The following is a 23127-nucleotide window of genomic DNA, read 5'->3' on the forward strand; positions in this document are numbered from 1 at the left end:
TGCTCGGCGGCGGCGCTTGTCCTGGGTGGCCGCTTGATCACCGTCAGAGTACCGCGCCCGTCAATGAGCCTTTCAGCCGCAACCCCACAAGCCAATTGGCAACCGGTCATCGCCCTTGCGCTGGCCGCGTTTGTGTTCAATACCACAGAATTTGTCCCCGTCGGGCTGCTCAGCGCCATTGGTGCCAGCTTTGATATGCCCGTGGCCAGCGTCGGCCTGATGCTCACCATTTATGCGTGGATCGTGTCGCTGACCTCGCTGCCGGTGATGCTGCTGACCCGCAACGTCGAACGGCGCAAATTGTTGATTGTGCTGTTCGGTCTGTTTATCGCCAGCCATATCCTCTCCAGCGTCGCCACCAGCTTCGGCTTGCTGATGGTCAGTCGGGTCGGCATCGCCCTGGCCCATGCGTTGTTCTGGTCGATCACGGCTTCGCTGGCTGTACGCTTGGCGCCAGAGGGCAAGCAGGTGCAGGCCCTTGGCTTGCTGGCCACCGGCACATCCCTGGCGATGGTGTTGGGCATTCCCTTGGGCCGCCTGTTGGGCGAGGCCATGGGCTGGCGCACTACCTTCCTGGTGATCGCCGCGTTCGCCGCCGCCCTGGTGTTCTGGCTGGGGCGCACCTTGCCGCTGCTGCCCAGCCAGAACTCCGGCTCCCTGCGCAGTCTGCCGCTGCTGTTCAAGCGTCCTGCGCTGGTGGCGCTCTATGTGCTGACCGCAATGACCGTTACCGCGCAATTCACCGCCTACAGCTACATCGAACCCTTCGTCGAAGGCGTCGCCGGCCTGGGCGGCAGTGCCGTGACCCTGATCCTGCTGGTGTTCGGTGGTGCTGGCATCATCGGCTCGTTGTTGTTCAGCCTGGTGCATCGCCTCAACCCCCACCTGTTCGTGATCGGCGCAGTGTCTATCCTCGCCGCGTGCCTGGCGCTGATGCTGCCGTTGAGCGGCGCCGAGTCTTACCTGGTGGGGCTGAGTATTTTCTGGGGCATGGCGATCATGGGCTTTGGCCTGGCCATGCAGTCCAAGGTGCTGGTGCTGGCACCGGATGCCACGGATGTGGCCATGGCGATGTTTTCCGGGATCTACAACATCGGCATCGGCGGCGGCGCGTTGATGGGCAGCTGGGTCGGCAGCCACTTCGGCTTCGCCTGGATCGGCGCGGCGGGCGGTTTGCTGGCGGGGTTGGCGTTGGTGGGGTATTGCCTGGCGATTCGGCGGTTTGGGCTGGGTGGTGCCCCGATGCCAAGCTGATCGCCCCGTATCCACCGGATAACTGCAGACTTAATGTGGGAGCTGGCTTGCCTGCGATGGCGGTGTGTCAGCCACTGCATTTGTTGCTGCGCGACCGCTTTCGCAGGCAAGCCAGCTCCCACATTTGATCTTCACTGCCTTGAGCAACGCGTTCGCTTAACTGACTGTCCTACGCCACCGGAATCAATGGATCCGCCGCCGCCAGTGCCACTGCTCTATCCGCCGCCGGTGGGTAGATCCACACGCTATTGATCTGCTGTTTGAGTTCCTTGGCTTCCTGGCCCACCAGCTTGAGCTGACGGTCCCAGCCTTCGGTGTACACCGCGCCCCAAGCGCCGAGGTCGAGGCAGGTCACGTATTTGGGTTGGCTGTAGGCCATGGGGGCCACGCCGATCAGATCGGCGGCGACGTTGTTGCCGGCGTAGCGGCCCAGGGCGATGGCGTGCTGGCAGGACATGGCAGCGAAGTTGCCCAGCGCGTCTGTGGCGGCGTAGGCCACGTCCCCGGCGGCGAAGATGGCAGCCTGGCCCTTGACCTTGAGGTGGGCGTCCACGTGCAGGCGGCCCTGGGGATCGCGGGTGCCCTCAACCTGTTCGGTCAGCGGGTTGGCGCGAAAGCCGATGGTCCAGATCACGGTGCTTGATTCAATCCGCTGCCCATCTGCCAGGGTCACGCCACCGGCATCCACCGAGGCGACCGAGGTGTTCAGTACCCATTCAATCCCCAGCTCGCGGCTGGCTTCGATGATCGAGGGGCGTATGCCGTCGCCCATCGACGCGGCAATCTGCGGCCCGCGGTCGACCACGATCACACGGATGTTGGCCGTTTCACCCAGCGCCGCACGCAGGCGCGCCGGCATTTCGGTGGCGGTCTCGATACCGGTGAAGCCGCCGCCGGCCACCACCACGGTATTGCGGGCCGGGCTGTCGGGCAGGTTTTTCAGGGCGTTGATATGGGCTTCAAGGTGCGCGGCGTCTTCGATCTGATCCACATCGAACACTTGCTCGATGCCGTCCATGCCGGGGCGGTTCAAGCGGCTGCCGGCGGCCACTACCAGGCGATCGTAGGCGAGGGTGGACGGGATGCCGGCCGCGTTGCGGTAGGTCACTTGCTTATTAGTGGCGTCGATGCTGTCGGCAGCGCCTTGCACAAAGGTCACGCCCACAGCGTCGAACAGCGCATCAAGCGGGGCCAGCATGGTATGTACATCGCGCTCGTAGAACCGCGGGCGGATACGCAGCTCCGCTTGGGGGGCGAGCAGGCTGATGCGCACATCGTTGCGGTCGTGTTTATCCAGTAGCCGAGCCGCGCTCAAGGCGCTCCACACGCCACCGAACCCGGCGCCAATGATCAGAATGTGTTGTTTCATGGGGTTGCTCCAGAGACCAGATAAGCCGCAAGGCATTGCCGGATCACTGTAAAAGCAGCAGGGCCTGTCCGAAAGGACATATAACCCTGGATGACTGCCACCTCTGCCGGCCTAGCGGGAAAAGCGCTCGCGGTAGTCGCGCGGTGAGATGGCCAGGTGGCGGTGGAAGGTGCAGCGCATGTTTTCTTCGTCGCCAAACCCGCACAGCCCGGCGATCTGCTCGATGCTGCGCTGTGAGTCTTCAAGCATGCGGCGCGCCGCTTCCATGCGAAACAGCTCAATGGCCTTGGCCGGGGTGCGACCGGTTTTTTGCTTATAGACCCGGGCAAAATTGCGTGGGCTCATATGGCTCTGCGCGGCCAAGCGTTCGACGCTGAGGTCACTGTCGCGCAGGTTGTCGCTGATCCAGGCATGCAGCGCATCAAAGCCGGCGCTGTCGGCGGTTTGCGCTTGCAGCACCTGGCTGAACTGCGCCTGGCCACCCGGGCGCTTGAGGAACACCACCAGTTCGCGTGCCACTTGCAGCGCCACTTCGCGCCCGCAGTCGGCCTCCACCAGCGCGAGCGCCAGGTCGATCCCGGCACTGACGCCCGCCGAGGTCCACACCTGGCCCTGCTGCACGAAGATCGCGTCCACGTCCACCTCGATGCTCGGGAAGCGTTGCTTGAGCAGCTCGCACATGGCCCAATGCGTCGCCGCGCGGCGACCCTCCAGCAAGCCCGCCAACGCCAGCAAAAACGTGCCGCTGCACACCGACGCGGTACGTCGCGCCTGACCGGAGGCGTTGCGCAGCCAGTCCACCAGCGCAGTATTGTCCAGCATGGCTTGCTCAATGGCGGGCGCGCCGGGTACCACCAGGGTGTCGATGGTGGCTGGGTCCAACTGCGCTAAAGCCACAGTGTCGACGCTCAAGCCTTCGGCGGTTGGCATCAGCCCGCCCGCCAGGCTGGCATTGTGCAGCACATAACCTTGCAAACCGCGTTCGTCCATGGCCTTGGTGGCGGCCCAGAACACCGTTTGCGCGCCGGTCAGGTCGAGCAAACCCATCTGCGGATACGTCAGGAACACCAAGGTGCGCGGTTGGGCCAATGGGGAGAGTAGGGTCATACGCTGGCCAGTTGCTCGATCTGGCTCAAGGTGCGCAAGTGTGCACCCATGCCCCTGGTAAATGGCTTGAGTTGTTCAACTTTGGACGTCATGACAGTGGTCTCCGGTAAAGGGGCAGGGCGCTGTTTTACCATGCCCCCCAGACAGTTTAAGCAGTCGCGCAGCGTTTGGTCTTGGTTGAATACTGTTTTGGCCAGGCCCTTCTGCAAACGTCGGTCAGGATTCACCGTTCTGATCGCCTCTGTTTGTTACTATCGCCATCCCGTCAACCGGAGTCGCCGCCCTATGCAACACCAGTGGGATGAAATGCACCGCACCCGCAAGCCCACGTTCGTCCTGTGTGGCGAGCCCCAGGGGGATGTGCTCAATCTCTATGTTCACGGTTACTCGGCGTTCTTCAACCGCCAGCAACTGGGCAACTTCAAGCAGCAGTTGGCGGGTATCGAAGGTTCGACCAACTTGATGCTGTTCTGGCCGGCGGGGCATTTTCTGGAAAACCTGTTTGCACCGTTCAAGGACGTGCTCGCCTCGCTGCTCGGCGGTGGCGGCCTGGGCGCGGCGACGGTGGGCGTGGGCAAGGCTATTGCCTATTTTCTCGACCATTACAAAAGTGTCGAGGCACGGGTGGATGAAGTGGCCAAGACCTTGTTGCCCGAACTGGCCGGCTACCTGCACAACCAGGCGCTGCCGGTGCGGCGCATCAACCTGATCGGCCATTCCCTGGGCGCACGCATTCTGGTCAAGAGCCTGCTGGCCAGCCCCGAGATCGCTCGCGAACTGCCGTTGAATAACCTGTTGTTGATGGGTGGGGCGATCTGTACCTCGAGCCCCTGGGACGAGGTGTCGGCGCCGCTGAAGGGGCGGTTGATCAACTGCCATTCCAGCAAGGACTGGGCGCTGGCCATGAAGCCCGATACCGAGCGTTGCATCGGCCGCTATGCGATTGACGTGACGCCCGCGCTCAAGGCCAAGGTCACCAATGTGCACCTGGCCAGCTTCGATCATGCCGCCTATTGGCCGCAGTTGAAGACGGTGGTGCAGTACACCGATTTGCTGCAGGAACGGCGCGGCATGATCCGTGTGGACTCGCGCAGCAGTGACGTGCGGTTTGCCGAAGCAGACGTGGACCTGTACCCGGCGTTGGTGCAAGCGCGGCCGGAGGAGCTGAAGTTTCTTGCCGAACTGATGGCGCAAAAGCGCAGTGCCGCGATTGATGCCAGTGTGCGTGAGCCGTTGAAACTGGCCATTGAATTGCAGCGCATGGGCGGTGATAGCTTTATGAACCTGGCCCGTGGCCATGGCGTGGGCTATCGCCAGATTGCCGAAGATGTGGCGCAACGCCTGGGCATCAAGTTCGACCAACCACTTGAGCATGTGGCGCTTGCCGAGATCGAAGGGCAGGTCGCAGAAACACTGATCGAGCAGTACAAGGACAAACTCAGCCGCGCTGATCGTCAGGCGTTCGAGGCCGAGCTCAAGGCGGCGGCACAAAAAGAGCAGGGGTTGTTCAACCGCTTGGATGTGGGCCGTTCGGCTACCGCAGCCTTGAGCGGCACGGCGTTGGCCGGGCTGACCGGGTTTATCCTGCGGCGCGGTGCGGCCACGGCGATTCCGGTAGTGGGCCAGGCGCTGGCTGCGGCGATGTTGCTGGTCAGCGGCGTTCGGGCGTTTTCCGGCCCGGCGTATTCGATCACCACCTTGGCGGTACTGGTGGTCGGCGTGATCCGCCAACGCATGGAGCGCGAGGCGCTCAACCAGGAACTGGAGCTGGTGGTGCAAGTGGTGGAAGCGTTTGACCTGCCGCGAGACACGGTGATGCGCACCGTCGCCACCGACTGATAAGCTGCTGCCCAAGTCTTGTGTATTTGCCTGGAATACCGCGTGAAATTCAGCCTGCCGAAAATCGCCACCGCCCCGTTCTGCCCGCCGGAAGTGGCCGGCTCTGTCGCTGTTGATCCCAAGGCCTCGTTTTTTAAACGGGTGCTGATGTTCGCTGGCCCCGGCCTGTTGATCTCCATCGGCTATATGGACCCCGGCAACTGGGCAACGGCCATTGAGGCCGGTTCACGCTACGGCTATAGCCTGTTGTTTGTGGTGCTGCTGGCCAGCCTGGCGGGGATGGCGGTGCAATGCCTGTGTTCGCGGCTGGGCATCGCCACTGGCAAGGACCTGGCGCAACTGTGTCGTGAGCGCTACAGCCAGCGCTCTGCTCGTACCCAGTGGGTGTTGGCGGAAATCTCCATCATCGCCACAGACCTTGCCGAAGTGCTCGGCTGCGCCCTGGCGTTTCACCTGTTGCTGGGCGTGTCGCTGACCACCGGCATTGTCATCACTGCATTCGACACGCTGTTGATCCTGGCCCTGCAAAATCGCGGTTTTCGGCGCCTGGAAGCGATCATGCTAGCGCTGGTCGCCACCATCGGCGTGTGCTTTTTCATCGAACTGGTGCTGATCAAACCCTACTGGCCCGACGTGCTCAGCGGGTTCACCCCGTCACTGTCGGCCATCAGCGATGCGGCGCCGTTGTACCTGGCCATCGGCATCCTCGGCGCCACGGTCATGCCCCATAACCTCTACCTGCACACCTCTATCGTGCAGACCCGCCTGATCGGCAAGGACCTGGCGAGCAAGCAGGATGCAGTCAAGCTGGCGCGTATCGATACCATCGGCTCCCTGGCCTTGGCGCTGTTGGTCAACGCCGCGATCCTGGTGCTAGCCGCAGCGGCCTTCTACAAGACCGGCCATACCGATGTGGTGGAAATCCAGGACGCCTATCACCTGCTCGACCCCTTGGTCGGCGGTGCTTTCGCCAGCATCCTGTTCGGTATCGCCTTGCTGGCTTCGGGCCAGAGTTCGACCTTTACCGGCACCATCGCCGGGCAAGTGATTATGGAGGGTTACCTCAACCTGCGCATACCCTGCTGGCAGCGCCGCCTGATTACCCGTGGGCTGGCGCTGATCCCGGCGTTTCTCGGGGTATGGCTGATGGGTGACGATGCTATCGGCAAGCTGCTGATTCTCAGCCAGGTGGTACTGAGCCTGCAATTGCCCTTTGCGTTGTACCCGTTGATCCGCATGACCGGCGACAAGCAATTGATGGGGCCGTTCGTCAACCGGTTGCCCACGCGGCTGCTGGCGTGGTTTCTGTTCGCGGTGATCAGTGGGGCGAATGCGTGGTTGATCGGGCAGTGGTTGTTCTGAGCCAGGGTTGAGTCATGTGCTCTTTTTCTCAACCCGGCCTTCGAACAGTTTGCGCTCCGTCAGGGGGCGGTCACACTCACCGATCCCAATACGGCACCGTCCCAAAACACTCCACGAAATAGTCGATCACCGTGCGCACCTTCAGCGACAGCCTGCGGCTGCCCGGCCACAACGCAGCGATCTGTTGGGGCTCCAGGGTTGTCGCGACCTCGTACTCACTCAGCACCGCCTGCAAGGTACCGGCGCGCAGGCTTTCGCCAATCAGCCAGGAAGGAAACACCACCAGGCCCAGGCCTTGTTCGGCGGCGTGGGTGAGGGTGTCGGCGTGGTTGCCGGTGATGGGGCCGCTGACGCTGTAGGCAGTCCAGTTGCCTTGGCCGCGGCGGAAGAACCAGCGCTGCTGACCGGTGATGCCTTTGTAGGCCAGGCAATGGTGGTGGGCCAGTTCGTCAGGGTGGCGCGGCGTGCCATGTTGGGCCAGGTAAGCAGGGCTGGCCGCGATGCGAAAGCGTTGCGGCGCGAAGATGCGCGCCTGCATGCCCGAGTCATTGAGCACGCCAATACGAAACAGCAGGTCGGTGCCATCTTGCAGCGGGTCGACGAAGGTGTCGGTTTGCTGGATATCCAACTGCAACTTCGGGTAGCGCCGGCACAGCGCTCCCAGCCAGGGTGCAAGGTGGCGCTGGCCGAACACCATGGGCGCGTTGATGCGCACCAGGCCGCTGGGCTCGCTGTCTTGCTCCTGCAGGGCCTGGTTCGCCGTCTCCAATTGCTCCAGTAGCAAGCGTGCGTGGCGGCCCAGCAGGCGGCCGGCTTCGGTGGGGCTGACGGCACGCGTATGGCGGTAGAGCAATTGCTGGCCGACGGCCTGTTCCATCAGTTGAATCTGCCGCGAAATGGAGGAGGGCGCCAGGCTTTCGCGGCGGGCCACTTCGGAAAAGCTGCCCTGGTCCAGCACGGCCACAAACAGGCGTAGCGCCTTGAAACTCAGTTCATTCAAGCCCTGCATCATCTCTCCAGGCTGTGCGTTTTGCGCAAAGGTGTTGTCCGCATACTCCCATTTATCGCACAGCGCGACCACCGGATAATGCGCGCCATGTTTTTCCTTTTTTGATACACGGGTGATGTATGCAGGCACGTTCTACCGAAGGCCTGGCGCAGGCCAGGCCGAGCAACAACCTTTTACGGCTGCTGCTGTTGCCGTTGGTGATTCTGGCGGGCATGGGCCTGTCGGTGGAGGCCGGGTTGCTCGGGCCATTGGGCGCGCAGGTCGGGCATTTGTGGGCGACGTTGAGCATCTTTGGCGTTGGCACGGCGATTCTGTTTTTACTGCTGCTGTTCAGCGGCCCGCAAAAGGGCCCGGCATTCACGCAGCTGCCGCGCTGGCAGTTGATCGTCGGGTTTCTGGGGCCGATGTATGTAGTGGTGTTGACCCTGGCTACACCGCACATCGGCATCGCGATGACCATGATCGCGATTCTCTCGGGCCAGGTGGGCAAGAGTGTGTTGATCGACCACTTCGGCTGGTTCGGCACCGCGCGCAAACGGGTCAATGGCGAGCGCTGGATCGCGTTGGCGTTGATTGTGGCGGCACTGGTTCTGATTGCACGAGGCTAAGGCGATGAATCTGTTTATGTTGTTGGTGATGGTGATTGCGGCGGGGGCGGTGCTGAGTGTGCAGGCCGCTATCAATGGGCGTCTGGGCCAGACTGTGGGAGTGTTGCGCAGCAGTCTGTTGACTTTCGCGGTGGGCGCGCTGACCACGGCGTTGTTGATATTTTTCTTCGAGCCGGCCCAGGCCGTCAGCCTGCTGGAGGTGCCAAAGTGGCAATTGACCGGTGCCCTGTTTGGCGTGGTGTACATGATGGTGATGGTCGGCGCGGTGCCGGTGGTCGGTACGGCCGTCGCCACGGTGGCCGTGATTGTCGGGCAACTGGGCATGGGCATGTTGATCGACAACTTTGGCTGGCTGGGCAACCCGGCGATCGAGCTGTCGGGCAGTCGTATCCTCGCGATGCTGTTGCTCGCCCTGGCGTTGGTGTTCATGTACCGCAGTAATAGGCGCCGGGCCGACTGACGGCGCTGAACCATGCTTGCTTGCCCAGGGTCACTGCTTAAGGTGCGGCGCTCGCCGCATCGGACGACCATGAACAAGGAGTCTGACCATGCCAGATCAAACCTGTGCTTGCCCTCACTGCAAATGTGTCCTGGGCGCTGACGCAATAATGAAAGACGGCAAGGGCTATTGCTGCCAGGGCTGTGCCGAGCACCATGCTCACGGTGAACCCTGCGCGGCGGCGACGGGATGCGAATGCGCCAAGTCGGCCCACGGTTGACAGGATTGACCTGCAGGCCCGGGCACCCGGTGCCTGCAGGATGAGTAAAAACAGTTCGCTTGCCGGCGACCAGTCTTTACCATGGTCGCCCGTCCTTGTTTGATGTGTACCGCCATGGCCCTGGCCGCGCCCCCCGACCTTAGTGATCACGCCGTTCCCGTGCAGCCGTTGGCGCGTACCTACCCGCGTGGGTTGTACGTAGAACCGCACAGCCACGATTGGGGCCAGTTGCTCTACGCCATGAGCGGTGTGATGTGGGTCGAGACGCCCCGCGAAGCCCTGGTAGTGCCGCCCCAGCGTGCAGTGTGGTTGCCGCCGGGGGTGGAGCACGGGATCCGTGTGGTCTCCGATTTGCAGATGCGCAATATCTACCTGCGCCCGGCGTTGGCGGCGACGCTGGACAGCCAGGTGCAGGTCATCGAAGTGGGCCGCTTGTTGCGGGAGTTGATCGTGACCTTGGTCGAGCAGGGTGATCACGGTGATGCGGTTTACTATGACGCTGTGGTGGGCCTGGCTCTGTTGGAGTTGCAACGCGCACGGCGCTCGCCTATTCGCATCGCCATGCCGGTGGCGGCGGATCGTCGGCTGATCAATGCGTGCCAGGCGGTCATGGCTGCGCCTTCCCTGGACATCCCGTTCGAACAGCACGCCGAGGCAGCGGGCGCCAGCGTGCGCACCCTGGCGCGGCTGTTCCAGCAGCACCTGGGCATGGGGTTTGCCCAGTGGCGCCGTCAGGTGCAGTTGGCCACGGCGGCTGCGGAGTTGATCCAAGGCCAGTCGGTGAGCGGCATAGCGCGCACCCTGGGTTACTCGCCCAGCAGCTTCAGCGACATGTTCCGACGCGAATTGGGCGTGTCGCCGTCGCAGTACCGGAGTTGGCCGAAATCCTGAAGCACTTGGCCGATACCCACGGTAGGTGCGCCCTAGACTGAGCCCATCAATCCACCGGGCGCAGCCTTCATGAGCTATTTGATTTCCTTGGCCATCGGCCTGTTTGTCGGCGTGATCTACGGCGCGCTGGACTTCCGCTCGCCTGCACCGCCCGCTATCGCACTGGTCGGCCTGATGGGCATGCTGCTCGGCGAAAAGCTCTGGCCCATGGTGCGGCAGTTGGTCAGTGGTTGGTTGTCCTGATCCCTTTTCCCTTCCACGGATGCCCTCTATGAACGCACTGCAATTTACCGACACCGGCGACCTCGCCCACCTGCGCCTGGTGGAGGTGCCCATGCCGGTACCGTCTGCCGACGAAGTGTTGGTCAAGGTCAACGCGGCGGGCCTGAACCCCAGCGACGTCAAAAACGTGCTTGGCCGTTTCCCCTACACCACGCTGCCACGCATCCCTGGGCGTGACTTCGCAGGCGTGGTGGTGGAAGGCCCGCAGGCATTGCTCGGCCAGGAGGTTTGGGGCACCGGTCGTGACCTGGGGTTTTTCGCTGACGGTTCCCATGCCCAATACCTGCGCGTGTCAGCCAAGGGCGTAGCGCACAAACCCACGCACTTGAGCTTTGCCCAGGCGGCCAGCCTCGGTGTGCCCTTTACCACCGCCTGGGACGCCCTGGAGCGCAGCGGCGTTGGCAAGGGCACGCGCTTGCTGGTGATCGGCGCCAACGGCGCGGTCGGCAGTGCGGCGTTGGCGCTGGCGAAGATACGCGGTGCGCAGGTATTGGCGGCCGTGCGCAAGGCCGATCAGCTCGAGTTGTTACAGGCCCAAGGGCTGGAGGCGATTGCCTTGGGCAAGCCGGAGGAACTGGGCGCGCAAGTGCAGGCCGTGTTCAATGGCGGCGCCGACGTGATCTTTGACACTACCGGTTTCTGGCTGCCCGCCGCGGTGGCGGGGCTGGCACCGTTCGGCCGCATCGCCATCATCGCCGCCCCGGTTGACGGCCACGTGCAGTTACCGGCCCTGGCGCTGTACCGTAAGGGCGGGTCGGTGGTGGGGATCAACTCTTTGCTCTATAGCTGCGAACAATGCGCGGTGATGCTGGAGGCGTTTGGGCGCTTCTTTGATGAAGGCCTGTTGCCGCTGCCTACGGGGTTGCGTGAAGTGGCGTTGGTGGAGGGTGTTCAGTGCTATGCAGAAGTGAACAACGACAGCCCAGACAAAATCATTTTCCTGCCCTGATGGGATAGAAATGTGGGAGCGGGCTTGCTCGCGAATGCGGTGCATCAGTCACCTATATATCGACTGACACTCTGCATTCGCGAGCAAGCCCGCTCCCACAGTGTTGATCTTTATTCGGTTTCGGGAACGCCTTTTTCCCACGCCGACCAGTTCTTCACAATCGCCTGGACCAACGGGTTGCCCGTGCGGTACAGGTTTTCCAGCGCCGGTACAAACCCACCCTGATCGGCATACTTGAGCAGGTTGTCCACTTCGCTGTAGCCAGGGTAAGGCCGGTCAAAGTCAGAGCCTGCGCGCACCACGGCCAGACGCTGGATATCCACCAAGCCTTCGCGGCTGGCGCGCAGCAGCGCTTCGTAGGTGGAGTTGTCCTCCTGTTGGGTGGTGCAGTATTCGCCTTTGTTGTCGGTGAGCAACTGGGTCCAGACTTCGGCACGTTCGCTCAACCGCGTGCCGGAAAACCAAGTGTTGCCCGCCAGGGTGTCGCAGCGGGTGACTTGCGGCGGCTGGTTGGCCGGGGCGGCGGGGTAGTGTTTGCGCCAGGCGGCGGACTCTGTGCTTTCTGTCAGCTCCACCTTGTGCGACAAGGCAAACGCCTTGGCTTGCAGCTTTTGGTTGAGCTCAAACACTTCGGTCTTGTAGTCCAGCGGAGGTTTTTCGTTGGGCCCCTTGGTGTTGATCCCGATATAGCCCGTCGGCCAGTCCTTGGGTGCATCCCGTGAATCCAGCTCCCACTGCGTGCCGAACTCCACCAGGTAATGGGCCCAGGCGGCGGTACCGATGGTGCCGTGCTTGGGGTTGATGCCGGCGATCCCGGCGATCAGGAAGTAGCTCTGGCGCAGGTCGAACTTGGGCGACAAGGCCAGGGCCAGGGTAGATGCGGCAGCGTTGGTCTGGCCCATGCCGGTCACCAGCAGGCACACGTCCTGGTTGTTGCAGCGAATCACTGGATATTCGGCGGACAAGCCTGGAACGCGTACTTCTTGTTTAAGTTCGAGGCGGTCGATCCAGGTTTGCGCCTCGGGGGCAAACATGGTGATCAGCATCACCTTGGGTTTGATCGGTGCTGGGCTATCCGCCAGCACCATGTGGGGCAATAGGGCCAGGCCGAAGGCCAGCGAGACACGGGTCAATGCGTTCATCTACAGCTCCTTGATCAGAATTGATAGCCCACGCCGGCGTAGTAACCCCAGCCGTCTGAGCGTGCGCGGAAGTTGCCTTCGCCGAAATTCAACTCGCTGCCGTCCTCCCAGTTGCCGCCGTTGTGAAAGTAACGGCCGACCAGGGTAAAGCGCAGATGGGTAAACGAGTACAGCAACACGTTGGTGGCCACCAGGGAATTGGCGGTGCGCGCCGGGTTGTCCTTGTGCAGGTCCGAGCCGAAATCGTAGTTGGTGAAACCGATGTAGGTCAGCGAGGCGCCGTTGTCGAACTTGCCGATGGGCACGATGTACTTCATCTGCGCTCGGTAGCCGTCCCAGGAATACTCATTGCTGGCGCCGTAGTTTTCCCACTGGTAGCGCCCGTAGAAATTGGCCGACAGGTTGACCCTCGAATGGGTGTCGATATCGGTACCCAGGCCGCTGTACAGGGTGTTGGCGCGGTTTTCCTTGCGGCTGCCGTGGTCGTAGATCCAGTCAAAGGCCACATACCATTCCTTGAATGGGCCAATTGCCAGGCTGCGTCCTGCGAGGTAGTCGATGGAGATCCGCGGTTCATGCTCCATGAACACCGGCGAGCCATGGTCCCACACACCTTTGTCATTACTGTTACCGATGGTGAGGATCTTCGGTACATCGATATAGCCGTACAACTCAAAGGGGCCCTTGCGCCCGAAGTACTCGTATTCCAGGTAGACGTCATCTTGAGGCTTGGGGCCGAAACTGATGTCTTTGCTGCCGATCAGCGTGAGGTCCTGGTTGAACCACTCGGACAGATACACGCCTTTTTTCGCCGGGGGGTTGGCTTCAGGGCTGAGGGTTTCGCCCTGTGCTGAGTCATCCACGGGCTTTTCCTGCGCCAAAATGGGTGCACTGAGTACTCCCGTAACGGCGGCCAGTAGCAACGAAACGCCAAGACCGGCACGAGGCTTTGAGGTGGGTTGCATTGAAAGTCCTTATTCTTACGCGGTTTAAACCCGATTCGACGGGGAGGAGTGAACTTGGCGGTCAAGTTCGTTCCGCAAACGTTTGCACAGGTTGTACCAACTTGGGTCAATGGCTTGAACTGTTTAGAAAAAAGAGCAATTAGCCGACGCTTTGGTCAGGAAAACACTGGGATTGATGTCATCCCGCAGAGGCGATGGGGCTGAACATCGGCAATCCGGCCTGCCGCCGGTACTCACTCGGCGTCTGGTGCATTTCGATACGAAAGTGGCGATTGAAATTCGACAGGTTGGCGTAACCCACCTCAAAGCAGATGTCCGCCACTGACATCTGGCTGTGCAACAGCAAGCGGCAGGCACGCTGCACGCGGAACTTGCGCATCAGGTCGATAAAGCCGTGGCCGGTGTTGCGTTTGAAAAACCGCGAAAAGCCAGGTTCGCTCATGTCCAGCTGCCGGGCGATGTCCGACAGGCGTACATCGCCGGTCAGTTCCCGCATCAGGTAGTCAAGCGCCTTGTTGATACGTTCGGCGCTGCGCGCATCCAGGGTCGGTGCGTAGCACGGGCTGGCCAGGGTCTTGGCCTGTGAGGGCGGGGCGTTCTTCAGCGTATCGAGCAGTTGCAGAAATAGGGTCAGGCGTTGCAGACCATGGGCATTGCCGATGGCCTCCATCAGCCTGGCGGCGTGTGTGGCGGTTGCTCCGGTGAATTCGAGGCCGCGTCGCGCCTGTTCAAACAACGCCTGTAACTCGCCCAGTTCCGGCAGGGTGGTGCGCAGAGCGAGCAGGGCGGCGCCGTCGAATTGGAGCACCACATCACGCCCGTGCAGGTATTCGCCGGGGGCCAGGTCGCCGATCCAGTCGTGAGGCAGGTCAGGGCCGATCAGTGCGACATGCCCGGCGCTGAACGCACCGATATAGTCGCCCGCCACCAGCTTGCCGCTGCCTTGGCGGATCAGGTGGATTTCGAATTCAGGGTGGTGGTTCCAGCGTGCCAGTTCATAGGGATAGTCATGTTCGAACCAGCGAAAACCATGTTCCGGTTCGGTCAGGATCACCTCAAGCTCCGCAGGGCGATGCTCGAACAGGGTGGCGGGGCTGACGGGCATGATGCTGCCTCTTGTGGTGGTGCAATTTTCCCAAAATACCCGCACTGGCAATCGGTGCGCTAGCCCCGGTTTCACCTGAGGCTGATACTTTTTTGATCCTGTGCCTCAGGTTAAAAAAGTATCAGCCGCGCATTCGCCAGCCGTTTGTGAGGCGGCAGGCCAAGCTGCTGTAATCGAGGCTCAACAACAAAGGTCGGCAAGCTGTTCTCGGCGGTGTTCACCGGCTACCGGCAATAACCTTCACAGGAGCCCCCATGAAACGACTCGAAAGTAAAAGCGCGCTGATCACCGGATCGGCGCGAGGCATTGGCCGTGCGTTCGCCCAAGCCTACATCGCTGAAGGCGCCACCGTGGCCATCGCCGACATCAACCTGCAACAGGCCCAGGCCACCGCCGCCGAACTGGGGCCCCAGGCTTACGCCGTGGCGATGGACGTCACCGACCAGGCCTCCATCGACGCGGCGATCGCCACAGTGGTGAGCCACGCTGGCAAGCTCGATATCCTGATCAACAACGCCGCCCTGTTCGACCTGGCCCCCATCGTCGACATCACCCGCGACAGCTTTGAACGGCTGTTCTCGATCAACGTCGCCGGCACCCTGTTCACCCTGCAGGCCGCAGCCCGACAGATGATCAGCCAAGGGCATGGCGGCAAGATCATCAACATGGCCAGCCAGGCCGGGCGGCGAGGCGAGCCGTTGGTGGCAGTTTATTGTGCGAGCAAGGCGGCGGTGATCAGCCTGACGCAATCGGCGGGGTTGAACCTGATCAAGCAGGGCATCAATGTCAATGCCATCGCCCCCGGTGTGGTGGACGGCGAGCATTGGGACGCAGTGGATGCGTTGTTCGCCAGGCATGAAGGGCTGGCGCCTGGCGAGAAGAAAAAGCGCGTAGGGGATGAGGTGCCGTTTGGGCGGATGGGCACGGCTGAAGACCTGACCGGCATGGCGATCTTCCTGGCGTCGACGGACGCCGACTATGTGGTGGCCCAGACCTATAACGTCGATGGCGGCAATTGGATGAACTAGCGGTTGACGCTGATCCAACTGTGGGAGCTGGCTTGCCTGCGATAGCGTTGGTGGATTCACTCGCCTCATCGCAGGCAAGCCAGCTCCCACCTTTGAACTTCAGCGTTCTGGAGAATAGGGTAAGTCAGCAACGCATCGATCCCCGCAGTAAACTGTTCCATACTTCAAGATTTCTACGCTCGCCCGGAGGCGGTCGTACGTGCAGACCACCCGAGAACGACCATGAGCCTTTCGAAAGCTGCCATCGCTTCATTCGACGTCGACGCCCAGAAGAGCTTCACGCCTTTGTGTCCCAACGAGTTGCCAGTGGCCGGTGGCGATGGCATTGGTGCCGAACTCAATTACATGGCCAGTCTCGCCGGCCACCGCATCGGCAGCAAGGACGCCCACACCCCCCACGCACCCTGGGTGGTCGGGCAGCACAGCGAGATGCTGCAACCCACCGGCCTGGCCCATGCCGATGTGACCTGGGTCAGCCACTGCGTGCCCGGCACCGAAGGGTTCACCCTGCTCGATGAGTTGCCCACCCCCTATGACTACGACTACTTCATCTGGAAAGGGGTCGAGCCCGACCTGCACCCCTACGGCGCCTGTTACCACGACCTGCACCACAAACTGTCCACCGGCGTCATCGAGTACCTCAAGGCCCACGGCGTGGCCCGCGTGATCGTCGGCGGCCTGGCGCTGGACTATTGCGTCAAGACTACCGCGTTGCAATTGCTCAAGGCCGGCTTGCAAGTGATCCTGCATTTGCCGGCGTGCCGAGGCATCAGCGAGGAGGGCGGTGTACAGGCTGTCGACGAATTGCTCAAGGCCGGTGCATACATCAGTCGCACCCGCGAAGAACTGGCCCTGATTGCGCAGGGCTGAGCCTCAACGCTCAATCGACCGACTCCACCGCGCATTCCACTGCGGCCGTGCCTGGTTGACCTGGTCCCAATCAATCGAAATGGCGGTTTGCAGATAACTCTGCATGGCCTCCACCCGCGCGCGGGTTTTGTCGGTGGTGGGGGTGGTCGGGTTCGACGGGATCTGGTCACCTTCTTCCAACGCCGGCGCCTGGGCCTCGGCAGTCAGCAAGAACGCTGCGAGCTTCTGCGCCAGTTCCGGCTGGTCATTGCGGGCGATCACGCATTCGGCCACGTTGAGCACCACCGCACCTTCTTTGGGCTGCGCGTACTCCATCGGTATGCCGAGCAGCTTTTGCGTGGCGACCTGGGTCGGGGTCAGGGGGAAGATCGCGGCCTCGTCGGTCTGCACCATCTCGGAGATCTTTGCGGAGCTGGCGATGTATTCCAGCACGTTGGGGCCCACGGTCGTAGGCCAGGCCTTGAAACCCGGTTCCACATTGCTTTCATCGCCACCCTGGATGCGGTTGAACATCAGGAAACCATGCAGGCCGAAGGTCGAGGAGGCCAGGGACTGGAACACCACTTTGTCCTTGAAACGCGGGTCGGCCAGGTCCATCCATGAGGTGGGCGCGGCCCAGCCTTTGTCCTTGAACATCTTGGCGTTGTAGCCAAGGCCGGTGACGCCCAGGGTCACGGCCACGGCTTCGTCCTTGATTCGGGCCTTGGCCGGGATCTGTTCCAGTGGCGGGCTCGGCGCGAGCTTGTCGCACAGGCCCATGGAGATGGCGCGGTACATGATGCCGTCGTCGAGGAACATCACATGCATCTGCGGGTTGGCCTGGTTGGCCTGGACCTTGGCAAGAATGTCCGATGAGGTGCCGGGTACGATCACGACCTTGGCGTTATTGGCCTTTTCGAAGGCGGGCAGCACCTTGTCGGCGTACACCCGTTCCATGGTACCGCCGTTCATGCCCAGGTACAGCGTGGGGGCGGCATGGGCCGTGCTGGTGAGCAAGGCGAGGGACAAGCAGGACAACGCGAGACGTGATTGCATGGGGTTTTTCCTCTCAGGCTTGGAAACGACGGATGGAAAATGCTTCGATGGGTTGGCGGCTGGCGCCGTCGCAGACGATCTCTGCCAGGGCTTCACCAACCGCGGGGCCGAGCTGGAACCCGGCGCCGGCAAAGCCGAAGCCGTGGAGCAGGCCGGGTTGGGTACTGCTGGGGCCGATCACCGGTTCGTGGTCGGGCAGGTAACCTTCGGTGCCGCTCCAGGTGCGAATGGCCTGGGCTCCCTGGAGAAACGGGTAGAGTTCGCCGGCATTGCGCAGGATCTCCAGCACCGCCGCCTGGCCCGGCCGGGCTTGCTGTGGGCCGAGGGCAAAGCCGCGCCCGCCGCCGAGGATGCAATTGCCACGGGCGACTTGCCGGGCATAGATGCCGCCGCCCTCGACGCCGGTGCTGACGGTCATCACTCCCCGCAGCGGCTCGGTGACCAGCATTGCCGGGTGCGCCGAGATAATCGGCACCGGCTCGCCCAATTGCGCGGCGACCTTGCCAGCCCAGGCGCCGGCGCAGTTGAGCAGCCAGGGCGCTTGCAAGTGCAGGCCGTTGGCGCAGTGCACCTGGAACAGTCGGCTGTCGTGCGCGATGCGGATCACCTCGGCTTGCTCGTACACCGCAGCGCCATGGCGTTGGGCGGCACGGGCAAAGGCTGGGGACACCAGCCGCGGGTTGGCATGCCCATCATCCGGGCACAACGAGGCGCCCACTGCCACGTCGCCCACCCAGGGAAAACGCTTGCGCAACTCGCTGCGGTCCAACAGCTGCAAGCCCAGGCCAAAGCCACGGGTCTGATCGGCGTAGGCTTGCAGTGCGGCAAAATCCCCGGGGCTGCGCGCCAGCTTCAAATGCCCGCAGCGCACGTATTCACCCTCAATACCAATCAACCCAGGCAGGTCGGCCCACAGTTGGTGAGCGCGCTGGGACAGCGGTAACTGATGCAAGGGCCGCCCCTGGCGCCGCACGCCGCCGTAATTGACGCCGCTTGAGTGCGAGCCACAAAAATCCCGTTCTACCAGTGCCACCCGCTGGCCTTTTTGCGCGAGCACCAAGGCCGCCGAAGCCCCGACGATGCCACCCCCCAAGACGATGACGTCGATCATGGCTGCACCTGCACGCCAAACGGCAGCGGCTTGATCGGCGCCTGGCCACGCAAACGCCCGATCTGTGGGAGGTCGCGGCCGCTGCGCTCTGCTACGATTTCCGCCGCCGCCAACCCGCACATGCGCCCTTGGCAGCGGCCCATGCCGACGCGGCAATGGGCTTTGACCCGGTTAATTTCCCAGTGGCCTTCATCCACCACGGCGCGCACCTCGCCGACGCTGACCTCTTCGCAGCGGCACAGGACCAGTTCGTCCGGCGCCTGCGCGGCCCAGTGCTCGGGGAAGGGGAACGCGGTTTCCAGGCCCTGGCGAAAGCGCTGGATACGCGCCAACTGCCGCTCCAGTGTGGCCCGGCGGTGCGGGTCGACCGCGACGCCGGTATCTTCCAGCAACGCCAGCGCGGCACATTCGCCGGCCATTTGCGCGGCATCGGCGCCCATGATCCCGGCGCCGTCGCCCGCCAGGTACACCCCTTCGACACTGCTGCGCCCGGCGCTGTCACGTTGCGGCAGCCAGGCGCGATTGAGCGGGTTCCAGGCAAACTCACAGCCGAGCAGATCGGCCAATTGCGTTTCGCTGCGCAGGGCATGGGCGAAGGCCACCGCATCGCATGGCAGGGTCTGTTCGCCGAAGCGAATGCCACGCACCCGTTGGTCGCCGTCGATCTGCTTGAGCATTGCGCCCTGATGCACGGCAATCCCGTGGGCGGTCAGCCAGGCGCGGTAATACATGCCTTTGGCCAGGGTCGCCGGTTGCCTGAGCAGCGCTGGCAAGGCCCGGCATTGGGCGCTCAGCGGCGCACTGTCAAGCACCGCCAGCACCTTGGCACCGGCCTTTGCGTATTGGTACGCGACTAAATAGAGCAGCGGCCCGGAGCCACAAAACACCACGCGTTCGCCAATAGCGCAACCTTGGTACTTCAAGGCGATTTGTGCCGCGCCCAGGCTGTAGACACCGGGCAATGTCCAGCCCGGCACAGGCAGGATGCGGTCGGTGGCGCCGGTGGCGACTATCACCTGCGCGTATTCGAGGCTGTCGGCGCGCCCGTTATTGAGCATGTCCAGGCGACCGTCCTCGGCGTTCCACACCAAGGTATCGGGCCGATAGTCGATCAAGGCTGCCAGTTCATCCATGGTGCGGTGCACGGCTTGGGCCTTGCGCGCTTCAAACCCGTAGACCTGCCTGGCGGTGCGTTGAAACCCTGGAGGTTGGCGCCGATAAATCTGCCCGCCACCGCGCGGGCTCTCATCCACCAGGCAAGGTGTGATGCCGTGGTCGAGCAACGTGCGCGCCGCGCTGATCCCCGCCGGGCCTGCACCCACAATCACCACCGGCTTCATGGCTGGCGCCCCGGGTCACGGCTGATCGCCTGGCCGTCTTCAAGCAGGGTCGAACAGGCGCGCACCCGCCGCCCATCGGCCAGCCGCACCCAACAATCCTGGCACGCACCCATCAGGCAAAACCCGGCGCGGCGCTCGGCGCTGAAATCGCTGCCGCGCAGGTGCTCGGCACAGGTCAGCATGGCGGTCAGCAGGGTGTCGCCGAGCAGCCCCGTGGCGGGTTGGCCGTCGAGGGTAAAGGCCAGGGCAGGGCGTTGGGTTTCGCTCAGTCGCTTGAACAAGGCCATCAGTGTTTCCCCACCAGTACGCGGTCCAGGCCGTAGACCCGGTCGAGCACAATCATGGTCGCTGCCGTCAGTGCGATGACCAGCGCCGAAACGGCCGCCATCATCGGGTCGATGGACTCGGTGGCGTACACGTACATGCGCACCGGCAGGGTTTGCGTGGCCGGCGAGCTGACGAAAATCGACAGGGTCACTTCATCGAAACTGTTGATGAACGCCAGCAACCACCCACCGGCCACGCCAGGCAAAATCATTGGCAAGGTGATCTGCCGGAACAGCGTAAAGCGCCCGGCGCCGAGGGATTCGGCGGCCTGCTCGGCACTGCGATCAATGCCGATGGCCGCCGCCAATACCAGGCGCAGCACGTAGGGGGTGATGATCACCACGTGCGCGAGCATCAGCCAGGTAAAGCTGCCGTTTACGCCCATCAGCGCAAACAGGCGCAGCATGGCCACCCCTAGCACCAGGTGCGGAATGATGATGGGCGACAGGAACAGCGCGCTGAAAAAATTGCGCCCCGGGAACGCATAGCGACTGATCGCCAAGGCCGCCGGCACCGCAATCAGGGTCGCCAGCGTGGCGGCGGTGAAGGCCAGGATCAGGCTGTTGTAGAACGCCTGGATAAAGTCAGCGCGTTCGAACACTGCGCGAAACCAGCGCAGGGAGAAGCCCGACGTGGGCAGGCTCAAGGTGTTCTCTGGCGTGAATGCCACCAGGCACACCACCACCAGCGGCGCCATCATGAACAGCACCACCGCTGCATGGAAACCGAGGGCCAACGGACCGTTTCTGGACATGCGCTTAAACCCCCAGGGACTTTTTGTAGCGGCCTTCGACCATACGGTTCCAGCTCAGCATGATCAGCAGATTGACCAACAGCAGCGCCACCGCGAGGGTCGCGCCCATGGGCCAGTTGAGTTCCGAGAGGTACTGGTCGTACACCACGGTGGCGACCATCTTCAGGCGTCGCCCGCCCAGCAGACCGGGGATCGCAAAGGAGCTGGCGGCCAGGCCGAACACGATCAATGTGCCGGACAGCACACCGGGCATCACTTGGGGCAATACGATCTTGCGCATCACCGTCGCTTGGCTGGCGCCCAGGGACAACGCCGCCTGTTCGGCTGACGGATCGAGCTTTTGTAGGGAGGTCCACACCGGGATGATCATGAACGGCAGCATCACGTGCACCAACGCGATGATCACGGCGAAGGGCGTATACAGCAGCTTCATCGGACTGCCGCCGAGAGCCTGGATCATTTGGTTAATCAGCCCGTCGGCACCCAGCAGCAGGCTCCAGCCAAACGCGCGTACCACCACCGAGATCAGCAGCGGTGTGAGGATCACTATCAGGAAAATCGAGCGCCACGGCGTGCCCATGCGGCTGAGGATGTAAGCCTCCGGCACGCCGATCACCACGCACAGCAGCGTTACCAGGGCACTGATCCAGAACGTGCGCCAGAAAATCTCGTAGAAGTAGGCGTCGCTCAACAGCGCCCAATAATGGGCCAAGGTCCACTCATCGACCTTCACGCCCACTTGGTAGTCAAACACATTGAACGACAGCACCAGGGTCAAGCCCAGCGGCACGATCAGCAGCCCGGCAAACAGCACCAGCGCTGGCAGCGAGAGCAGGTAACCGCGACTCATGGGTGCACCTCATCGGCGGCCAGTACCCGCAGCAAATCGGCCTGCCATTGCAGGCCCACCACCGCGCCGTTAGCCAAAGGTGCGCTGCCGTCGTTACTGCGCACCACGGTGATTTCGCCCAGGGCGGTGTGGACGCGGTACAGCCATTGGCTGCCGAAAAAGTAGCGGTCCAGCACTTTGCCTTGTATGCGCCCGGTGCCCGGCTCCACCAGTTGGATTTTTTCCGGGCGCAGGCTCAGGGTCAGTTCGCCTGCGGTGCCGTCGTGACGCACTTGGGGTGCGCCGAGCGCATCGTAGTCGCCGGCCAGCAGGTTGGCCTTGCCGACGAAGTCCGAGATAAACCGCGTGCGCGGGTGCTCATAGAGCTTGTACGGCGCGTCGATCTGGGTCACACGCCCGGCCTGCATCACCACCACACGGTCGCTGATGGACAGGGCTTCGGCCTGGTCATGGGTGACCATCAGGGTGGTGATGCCCACCGCGCACTGGATACGACGGATTTCAAATTGCATCTCTTCGCGCAGGTTGGCGTCGAGGTTGGACAGCGGCTCATCGAGCAACAACACCGGCGGTTCGATCACTAGCGCACGGGCCAGGGCCACGCGCTGGCGCTGGCCGCCGGACAGCTCACGAGGGTAGCGCTGCGCATGCTGGGCCAGGCGCACCAGCTCCAGCACGGTATTGACGCGGGTGGCGATGTCGGCCGCCGACACCTTGCGCATCTTCAGGCCGAAGGCGACGTTGTCGCGCACGCTCATATGCGGGAACAGCGCGTAGCTCTGGAACACCACGCCCAGGCCACGGCTGGCGGGTTTTGCGTGGGTAATGTCGCGACCGTCGAGCAGGATCTGGCCGCCGCTGACGTCGACGAAACCGGCGATCATTTGCAGGGTGGTGGTCTTGCCACAGCCTGAAGGGCCGAGCAGGGAAACGAACTCGCCTTGTTCCACCGCCAGGTCAGTGGCGACCACCGCATCGACGGCGCCATAGCGTTTGCTCAAGGCCTTGAGTTGGAGAAATGCCATGTTTGCGTTCCACCTTTATTCAGTCGCGTCTAAACGCGCTTTCTTGTTTTGGGCAGATGCGAAAAGTGCGGTGCCGGTGCGTTGGCGCTCGATCTCAAGTCGGCTGCCGGTTGTTGTTCAATTCGCCCCTGTGGACGCAGATTAGGACGAAGACTAGGATGGGCGGAAGGTGGAATTTCACTCAAC

The 23127-nt window shown here is 62.7% G+C and carries 24 protein-coding genes; 11 read left to right on the forward strand and 13 right to left on the reverse strand.

All coding sequences use genetic code 11. The features are described from left to right. Positions 1 to 63 precede the first annotated feature (63 nt). A complete protein-coding gene (locus BT199_RS04630; RefSeq protein WP_038450480.1) occupies positions 64 to 1254 on the forward strand; it encodes a sugar transporter in 1191 nt (396 codons plus the stop codon). 169 nt (positions 1255 to 1423) lie between these two features. Here the strand turns inward: BT199_RS04630 and BT199_RS04635 are convergent, their stop codons facing one another. Both BT199_RS04635 and BT199_RS04640 read right to left on the reverse strand, forming a co-directional pair. After that, the gene (locus BT199_RS04635; RefSeq protein WP_072434018.1) at positions 1424 to 2623 is read right to left on the reverse strand and encodes an NAD(P)/FAD-dependent oxidoreductase; all 1200 of its coding nucleotides are present in this window, start codon (positions 2621 to 2623) and stop codon (positions 1424 to 1426) included. Between the two features lie 111 nt (positions 2624 to 2734). Further along, positions 2735 to 3730 carry a GlxA family transcriptional regulator gene (locus BT199_RS04640; protein ID WP_072434019.1) on the reverse strand — a complete coding sequence of 332 codons (996 nt, stop codon included), beginning with the start codon at positions 3728 to 3730 and terminating at the stop codon, positions 2735 to 2737. 285 nt (positions 3731 to 4015) lie between these two features. Between BT199_RS04640 and BT199_RS04650 the strand changes: the two genes are divergently transcribed. After that, positions 4016 to 5569 carry a DUF726 domain-containing protein gene (locus BT199_RS04650; RefSeq protein ID WP_072434020.1) on the forward strand — a complete coding sequence of 518 codons (1554 nt, stop codon included), beginning with the start codon at positions 4016 to 4018 and terminating at the stop codon, positions 5567 to 5569. Positions 5570 to 5611: 42 nt separating this feature from the next. Next, a complete protein-coding gene (locus BT199_RS04655) occupies positions 5612 to 6931 on the forward strand; it encodes an Nramp family divalent metal transporter (RefSeq protein WP_003191984.1) in 1320 nt (439 codons plus the stop codon). A 76-nt stretch (positions 6932 to 7007) separates the two neighbouring features. Here BT199_RS04655 and BT199_RS04660 read toward each other — a convergent pair whose 3' ends face one another. After that, positions 7008 to 7940: a LysR family transcriptional regulator gene (locus tag BT199_RS04660; RefSeq protein WP_072434021.1), complete on the reverse strand. Its 933-nt coding sequence runs from the start codon at positions 7938 to 7940 to the stop codon at positions 7008 to 7010. 119 nt (positions 7941 to 8059) lie between these two features. Here BT199_RS04660 and BT199_RS04665 point away from each other — a divergent pair, with 119 nt between their 5' ends. From BT199_RS04665 to BT199_RS04690, 6 genes are all read left to right on the forward strand, one after another. Beyond that, complete coding sequence (locus BT199_RS04665; protein WP_072434022.1) at positions 8060 to 8548, forward strand: DMT family transporter; 489 nt, start codon at positions 8060 to 8062, stop codon at positions 8546 to 8548. Between the two features lie 4 nt (positions 8549 to 8552). Then, complete coding sequence (locus tag BT199_RS04670; RefSeq protein WP_072434023.1) at positions 8553 to 9008, forward strand: DMT family transporter; 456 nt, start codon at positions 8553 to 8555, stop codon at positions 9006 to 9008. A gap of 88 nt (positions 9009 to 9096) precedes the next feature. Beyond that, a complete protein-coding gene (locus BT199_RS04675; protein ID WP_019816816.1) occupies positions 9097 to 9267 on the forward strand; it encodes a putative metallothionein in 171 nt (56 codons plus the stop codon). A gap of 114 nt (positions 9268 to 9381) precedes the next feature. Further along, positions 9382 to 10158, forward strand: a complete 777-nt coding sequence (locus tag BT199_RS04680; protein WP_019816817.1) for an AraC family transcriptional regulator — start codon at positions 9382 to 9384, stop codon at positions 10156 to 10158. A 69-nt stretch (positions 10159 to 10227) separates the two neighbouring features. Beyond that, on the forward strand, positions 10228 to 10401 hold the full coding sequence (locus BT199_RS04685; RefSeq protein ID WP_072434024.1) for a DUF1427 family protein: 174 nt from the start codon (positions 10228 to 10230) through the stop codon (positions 10399 to 10401). A gap of 28 nt (positions 10402 to 10429) precedes the next feature. Further along, on the forward strand, positions 10430 to 11389 hold the full coding sequence (locus BT199_RS04690; protein WP_072434025.1) for a quinone oxidoreductase family protein: 960 nt from the start codon (positions 10430 to 10432) through the stop codon (positions 11387 to 11389). A gap of 110 nt (positions 11390 to 11499) precedes the next feature. Here the strand turns inward: BT199_RS04690 and BT199_RS04695 are convergent, their stop codons facing one another. The 3 genes from BT199_RS04695 to BT199_RS04705 all read right to left on the reverse strand — a co-directional run bounded on the left by BT199_RS04695 (position 11500) and on the right by BT199_RS04705 (position 14601). Next, entirely contained in the window at positions 11500 to 12531 is a 1032-nt protein-coding gene (locus BT199_RS04695) for a purine-nucleoside phosphorylase (RefSeq protein ID WP_014718841.1), read from the reverse strand. A 14-nt stretch (positions 12532 to 12545) separates the two neighbouring features. Next, on the reverse strand, positions 12546 to 13496 hold the full coding sequence (locus tag BT199_RS04700) for a nucleoside-specific channel-forming protein Tsx (RefSeq protein WP_072434026.1): 951 nt from the start codon (positions 13494 to 13496) through the stop codon (positions 12546 to 12548). A 178-nt stretch (positions 13497 to 13674) separates the two neighbouring features. Then, a complete protein-coding gene (locus BT199_RS04705) occupies positions 13675 to 14601 on the reverse strand; it encodes an AraC family transcriptional regulator (protein ID WP_020303065.1) in 927 nt (308 codons plus the stop codon). Positions 14602 to 14855: 254 nt separating this feature from the next. Between BT199_RS04705 and BT199_RS04710 the strand changes: the two genes are divergently transcribed. Both BT199_RS04710 and BT199_RS04715 read left to right on the forward strand, forming a co-directional pair. Next, on the forward strand, positions 14856 to 15629 hold the full coding sequence (locus BT199_RS04710; RefSeq protein WP_014718837.1) for an L-iditol 2-dehydrogenase: 774 nt from the start codon (positions 14856 to 14858) through the stop codon (positions 15627 to 15629). 222 nt (positions 15630 to 15851) lie between these two features. After that, positions 15852 to 16499 carry an isochorismatase family protein gene (locus BT199_RS04715; protein ID WP_072434027.1) on the forward strand — a complete coding sequence of 216 codons (648 nt, stop codon included), beginning with the start codon at positions 15852 to 15854 and terminating at the stop codon, positions 16497 to 16499. 3 nt (positions 16500 to 16502) lie between these two features. Here BT199_RS04715 and BT199_RS04720 read toward each other — a convergent pair whose 3' ends face one another. Genes BT199_RS04720 through BT199_RS04750 form a run of 7 tightly spaced genes read right to left on the reverse strand, consistent with a single transcriptional unit; the run spans position 16503 to position 22941 of the window. Then, a complete protein-coding gene (locus BT199_RS04720) occupies positions 16503 to 17534 on the reverse strand; it encodes an ABC transporter substrate-binding protein (RefSeq protein ID WP_014718835.1) in 1032 nt (343 codons plus the stop codon). A gap of 13 nt (positions 17535 to 17547) precedes the next feature. Then, on the reverse strand, positions 17548 to 18645 hold the full coding sequence (locus tag BT199_RS04725; RefSeq protein WP_014718834.1) for an NAD(P)/FAD-dependent oxidoreductase: 1098 nt from the start codon (positions 18643 to 18645) through the stop codon (positions 17548 to 17550). Continuing rightward, positions 18642 to 19985: an FAD-dependent oxidoreductase gene (locus BT199_RS04730; RefSeq protein ID WP_014718833.1), complete on the reverse strand. Its 1344-nt coding sequence runs from the start codon at positions 19983 to 19985 to the stop codon at positions 18642 to 18644. The genes BT199_RS04725 and BT199_RS04730 overlap by 4 nt, the downstream gene beginning before the upstream one ends. Further along, the gene (locus BT199_RS04735; protein WP_014718832.1) at positions 19982 to 20272 is read right to left on the reverse strand and encodes a (2Fe-2S)-binding protein; all 291 of its coding nucleotides are present in this window, start codon (positions 20270 to 20272) and stop codon (positions 19982 to 19984) included. Before BT199_RS04735 ends, BT199_RS04730 begins: the two co-directional genes overlap by 4 nt. Further along, positions 20272 to 21066 (reverse strand): ABC transporter permease, encoded by a 795-nt coding sequence (locus tag BT199_RS04740; RefSeq protein WP_020303062.1) that lies wholly within the window; start codon positions 21064 to 21066, stop codon positions 20272 to 20274. Before BT199_RS04740 ends, BT199_RS04735 begins: the two co-directional genes overlap by 1 nt. A 4-nt stretch (positions 21067 to 21070) precedes the next feature. Continuing rightward, complete coding sequence (locus BT199_RS04745) at positions 21071 to 21916, reverse strand: ABC transporter permease (protein WP_014718830.1); 846 nt, start codon at positions 21914 to 21916, stop codon at positions 21071 to 21073. After that, positions 21913 to 22941, reverse strand: a complete 1029-nt coding sequence (locus BT199_RS04750; protein WP_072434028.1) for an ABC transporter ATP-binding protein — start codon at positions 22939 to 22941, stop codon at positions 21913 to 21915. Before BT199_RS04750 ends, BT199_RS04745 begins: the two co-directional genes overlap by 4 nt. Between the last annotated feature and the right edge of the window lie 186 nt (positions 22942 to 23127).

Origin of the sequence: Pseudomonas sp. NFR02 (assembly GCF_900119375.1) — a bacterium.
Taxonomy (GTDB): domain Bacteria; phylum Pseudomonadota; class Gammaproteobacteria; order Pseudomonadales; family Pseudomonadaceae; genus Aquipseudomonas; species Aquipseudomonas paracarnis.

Excerpts from the sequence above, each read along its gene's own strand:
- BT199_RS04695 (WP_014718841.1), bottom strand. The coding sequence starts at position 12,531 with ATGAACGCATTGACCCGTGTCTCGCTGGCCTTCGGCCTGGCCCTATTG.
- BT199_RS04725 (WP_014718834.1), bottom strand. The coding sequence starts at position 18,645 with ATGATCGACGTCATCGTCTTGGGGGGTGGCATCGTCGGGGCTTCGGCG.
- BT199_RS04670 (WP_072434023.1), top strand. The coding sequence starts at position 8,553 with ATGAATCTGTTTATGTTGTTGGTGATGGTGATTGCGGCGGGGGCGGTG.
- BT199_RS04730 (WP_014718833.1), bottom strand. The coding sequence starts at position 19,985 with ATGAAGCCGGTGGTGATTGTGGGTGCAGGCCCGGCGGGGATCAGCGCG.
- BT199_RS04710 (WP_014718837.1), top strand. The coding sequence starts at position 14,856 with ATGAAACGACTCGAAAGTAAAAGCGCGCTGATCACCGGATCGGCGCGA.
- BT199_RS04665 (WP_072434022.1), top strand. The coding sequence starts at position 8,060 with ATGCAGGCACGTTCTACCGAAGGCCTGGCGCAGGCCAGGCCGAGCAAC.
- BT199_RS04735 (WP_014718832.1), bottom strand. The coding sequence starts at position 20,272 with ATGGCCTTGTTCAAGCGACTGAGCGAAACCCAACGCCCTGCCCTGGCC.
- BT199_RS04650 (WP_072434020.1), top strand. The coding sequence starts at position 4,016 with ATGCAACACCAGTGGGATGAAATGCACCGCACCCGCAAGCCCACGTTC.
- BT199_RS04715 (WP_072434027.1), top strand. The coding sequence starts at position 15,852 with ATGAGCCTTTCGAAAGCTGCCATCGCTTCATTCGACGTCGACGCCCAG.
- BT199_RS04720 (WP_014718835.1), bottom strand. The coding sequence starts at position 17,534 with ATGCAATCACGTCTCGCGTTGTCCTGCTTGTCCCTCGCCTTGCTCACC.
- BT199_RS04690 (WP_072434025.1), top strand. The coding sequence starts at position 10,430 with ATGAACGCACTGCAATTTACCGACACCGGCGACCTCGCCCACCTGCGC.
- BT199_RS04685 (WP_072434024.1), top strand. The coding sequence starts at position 10,228 with ATGAGCTATTTGATTTCCTTGGCCATCGGCCTGTTTGTCGGCGTGATC.
- BT199_RS04680 (WP_019816817.1), top strand. The coding sequence starts at position 9,382 with ATGGCCCTGGCCGCGCCCCCCGACCTTAGTGATCACGCCGTTCCCGTG.
- BT199_RS04640 (WP_072434019.1), bottom strand. The coding sequence starts at position 3,730 with ATGACCCTACTCTCCCCATTGGCCCAACCGCGCACCTTGGTGTTCCTG.
- BT199_RS04745 (WP_014718830.1), bottom strand. The coding sequence starts at position 21,916 with ATGAGTCGCGGTTACCTGCTCTCGCTGCCAGCGCTGGTGCTGTTTGCC.
- BT199_RS04630 (WP_038450480.1), top strand. The coding sequence starts at position 64 with ATGAGCCTTTCAGCCGCAACCCCACAAGCCAATTGGCAACCGGTCATC.
- BT199_RS04740 (WP_020303062.1), bottom strand. The coding sequence starts at position 21,066 with ATGTCCAGAAACGGTCCGTTGGCCCTCGGTTTCCATGCAGCGGTGGTG.
- BT199_RS04660 (WP_072434021.1), bottom strand. The coding sequence starts at position 7,940 with ATGCAGGGCTTGAATGAACTGAGTTTCAAGGCGCTACGCCTGTTTGTG.
- BT199_RS04635 (WP_072434018.1), bottom strand. The coding sequence starts at position 2,623 with ATGAAACAACACATTCTGATCATTGGCGCCGGGTTCGGTGGCGTGTGG.
- BT199_RS04705 (WP_020303065.1), bottom strand. The coding sequence starts at position 14,601 with ATGCCCGTCAGCCCCGCCACCCTGTTCGAGCATCGCCCTGCGGAGCTT.
- BT199_RS04675 (WP_019816816.1), top strand. The coding sequence starts at position 9,097 with ATGCCAGATCAAACCTGTGCTTGCCCTCACTGCAAATGTGTCCTGGGC.
- BT199_RS04750 (WP_072434028.1), bottom strand. The coding sequence starts at position 22,941 with ATGGCATTTCTCCAACTCAAGGCCTTGAGCAAACGCTATGGCGCCGTC.
- BT199_RS04700 (WP_072434026.1), bottom strand. The coding sequence starts at position 13,496 with ATGCAACCCACCTCAAAGCCTCGTGCCGGTCTTGGCGTTTCGTTGCTA.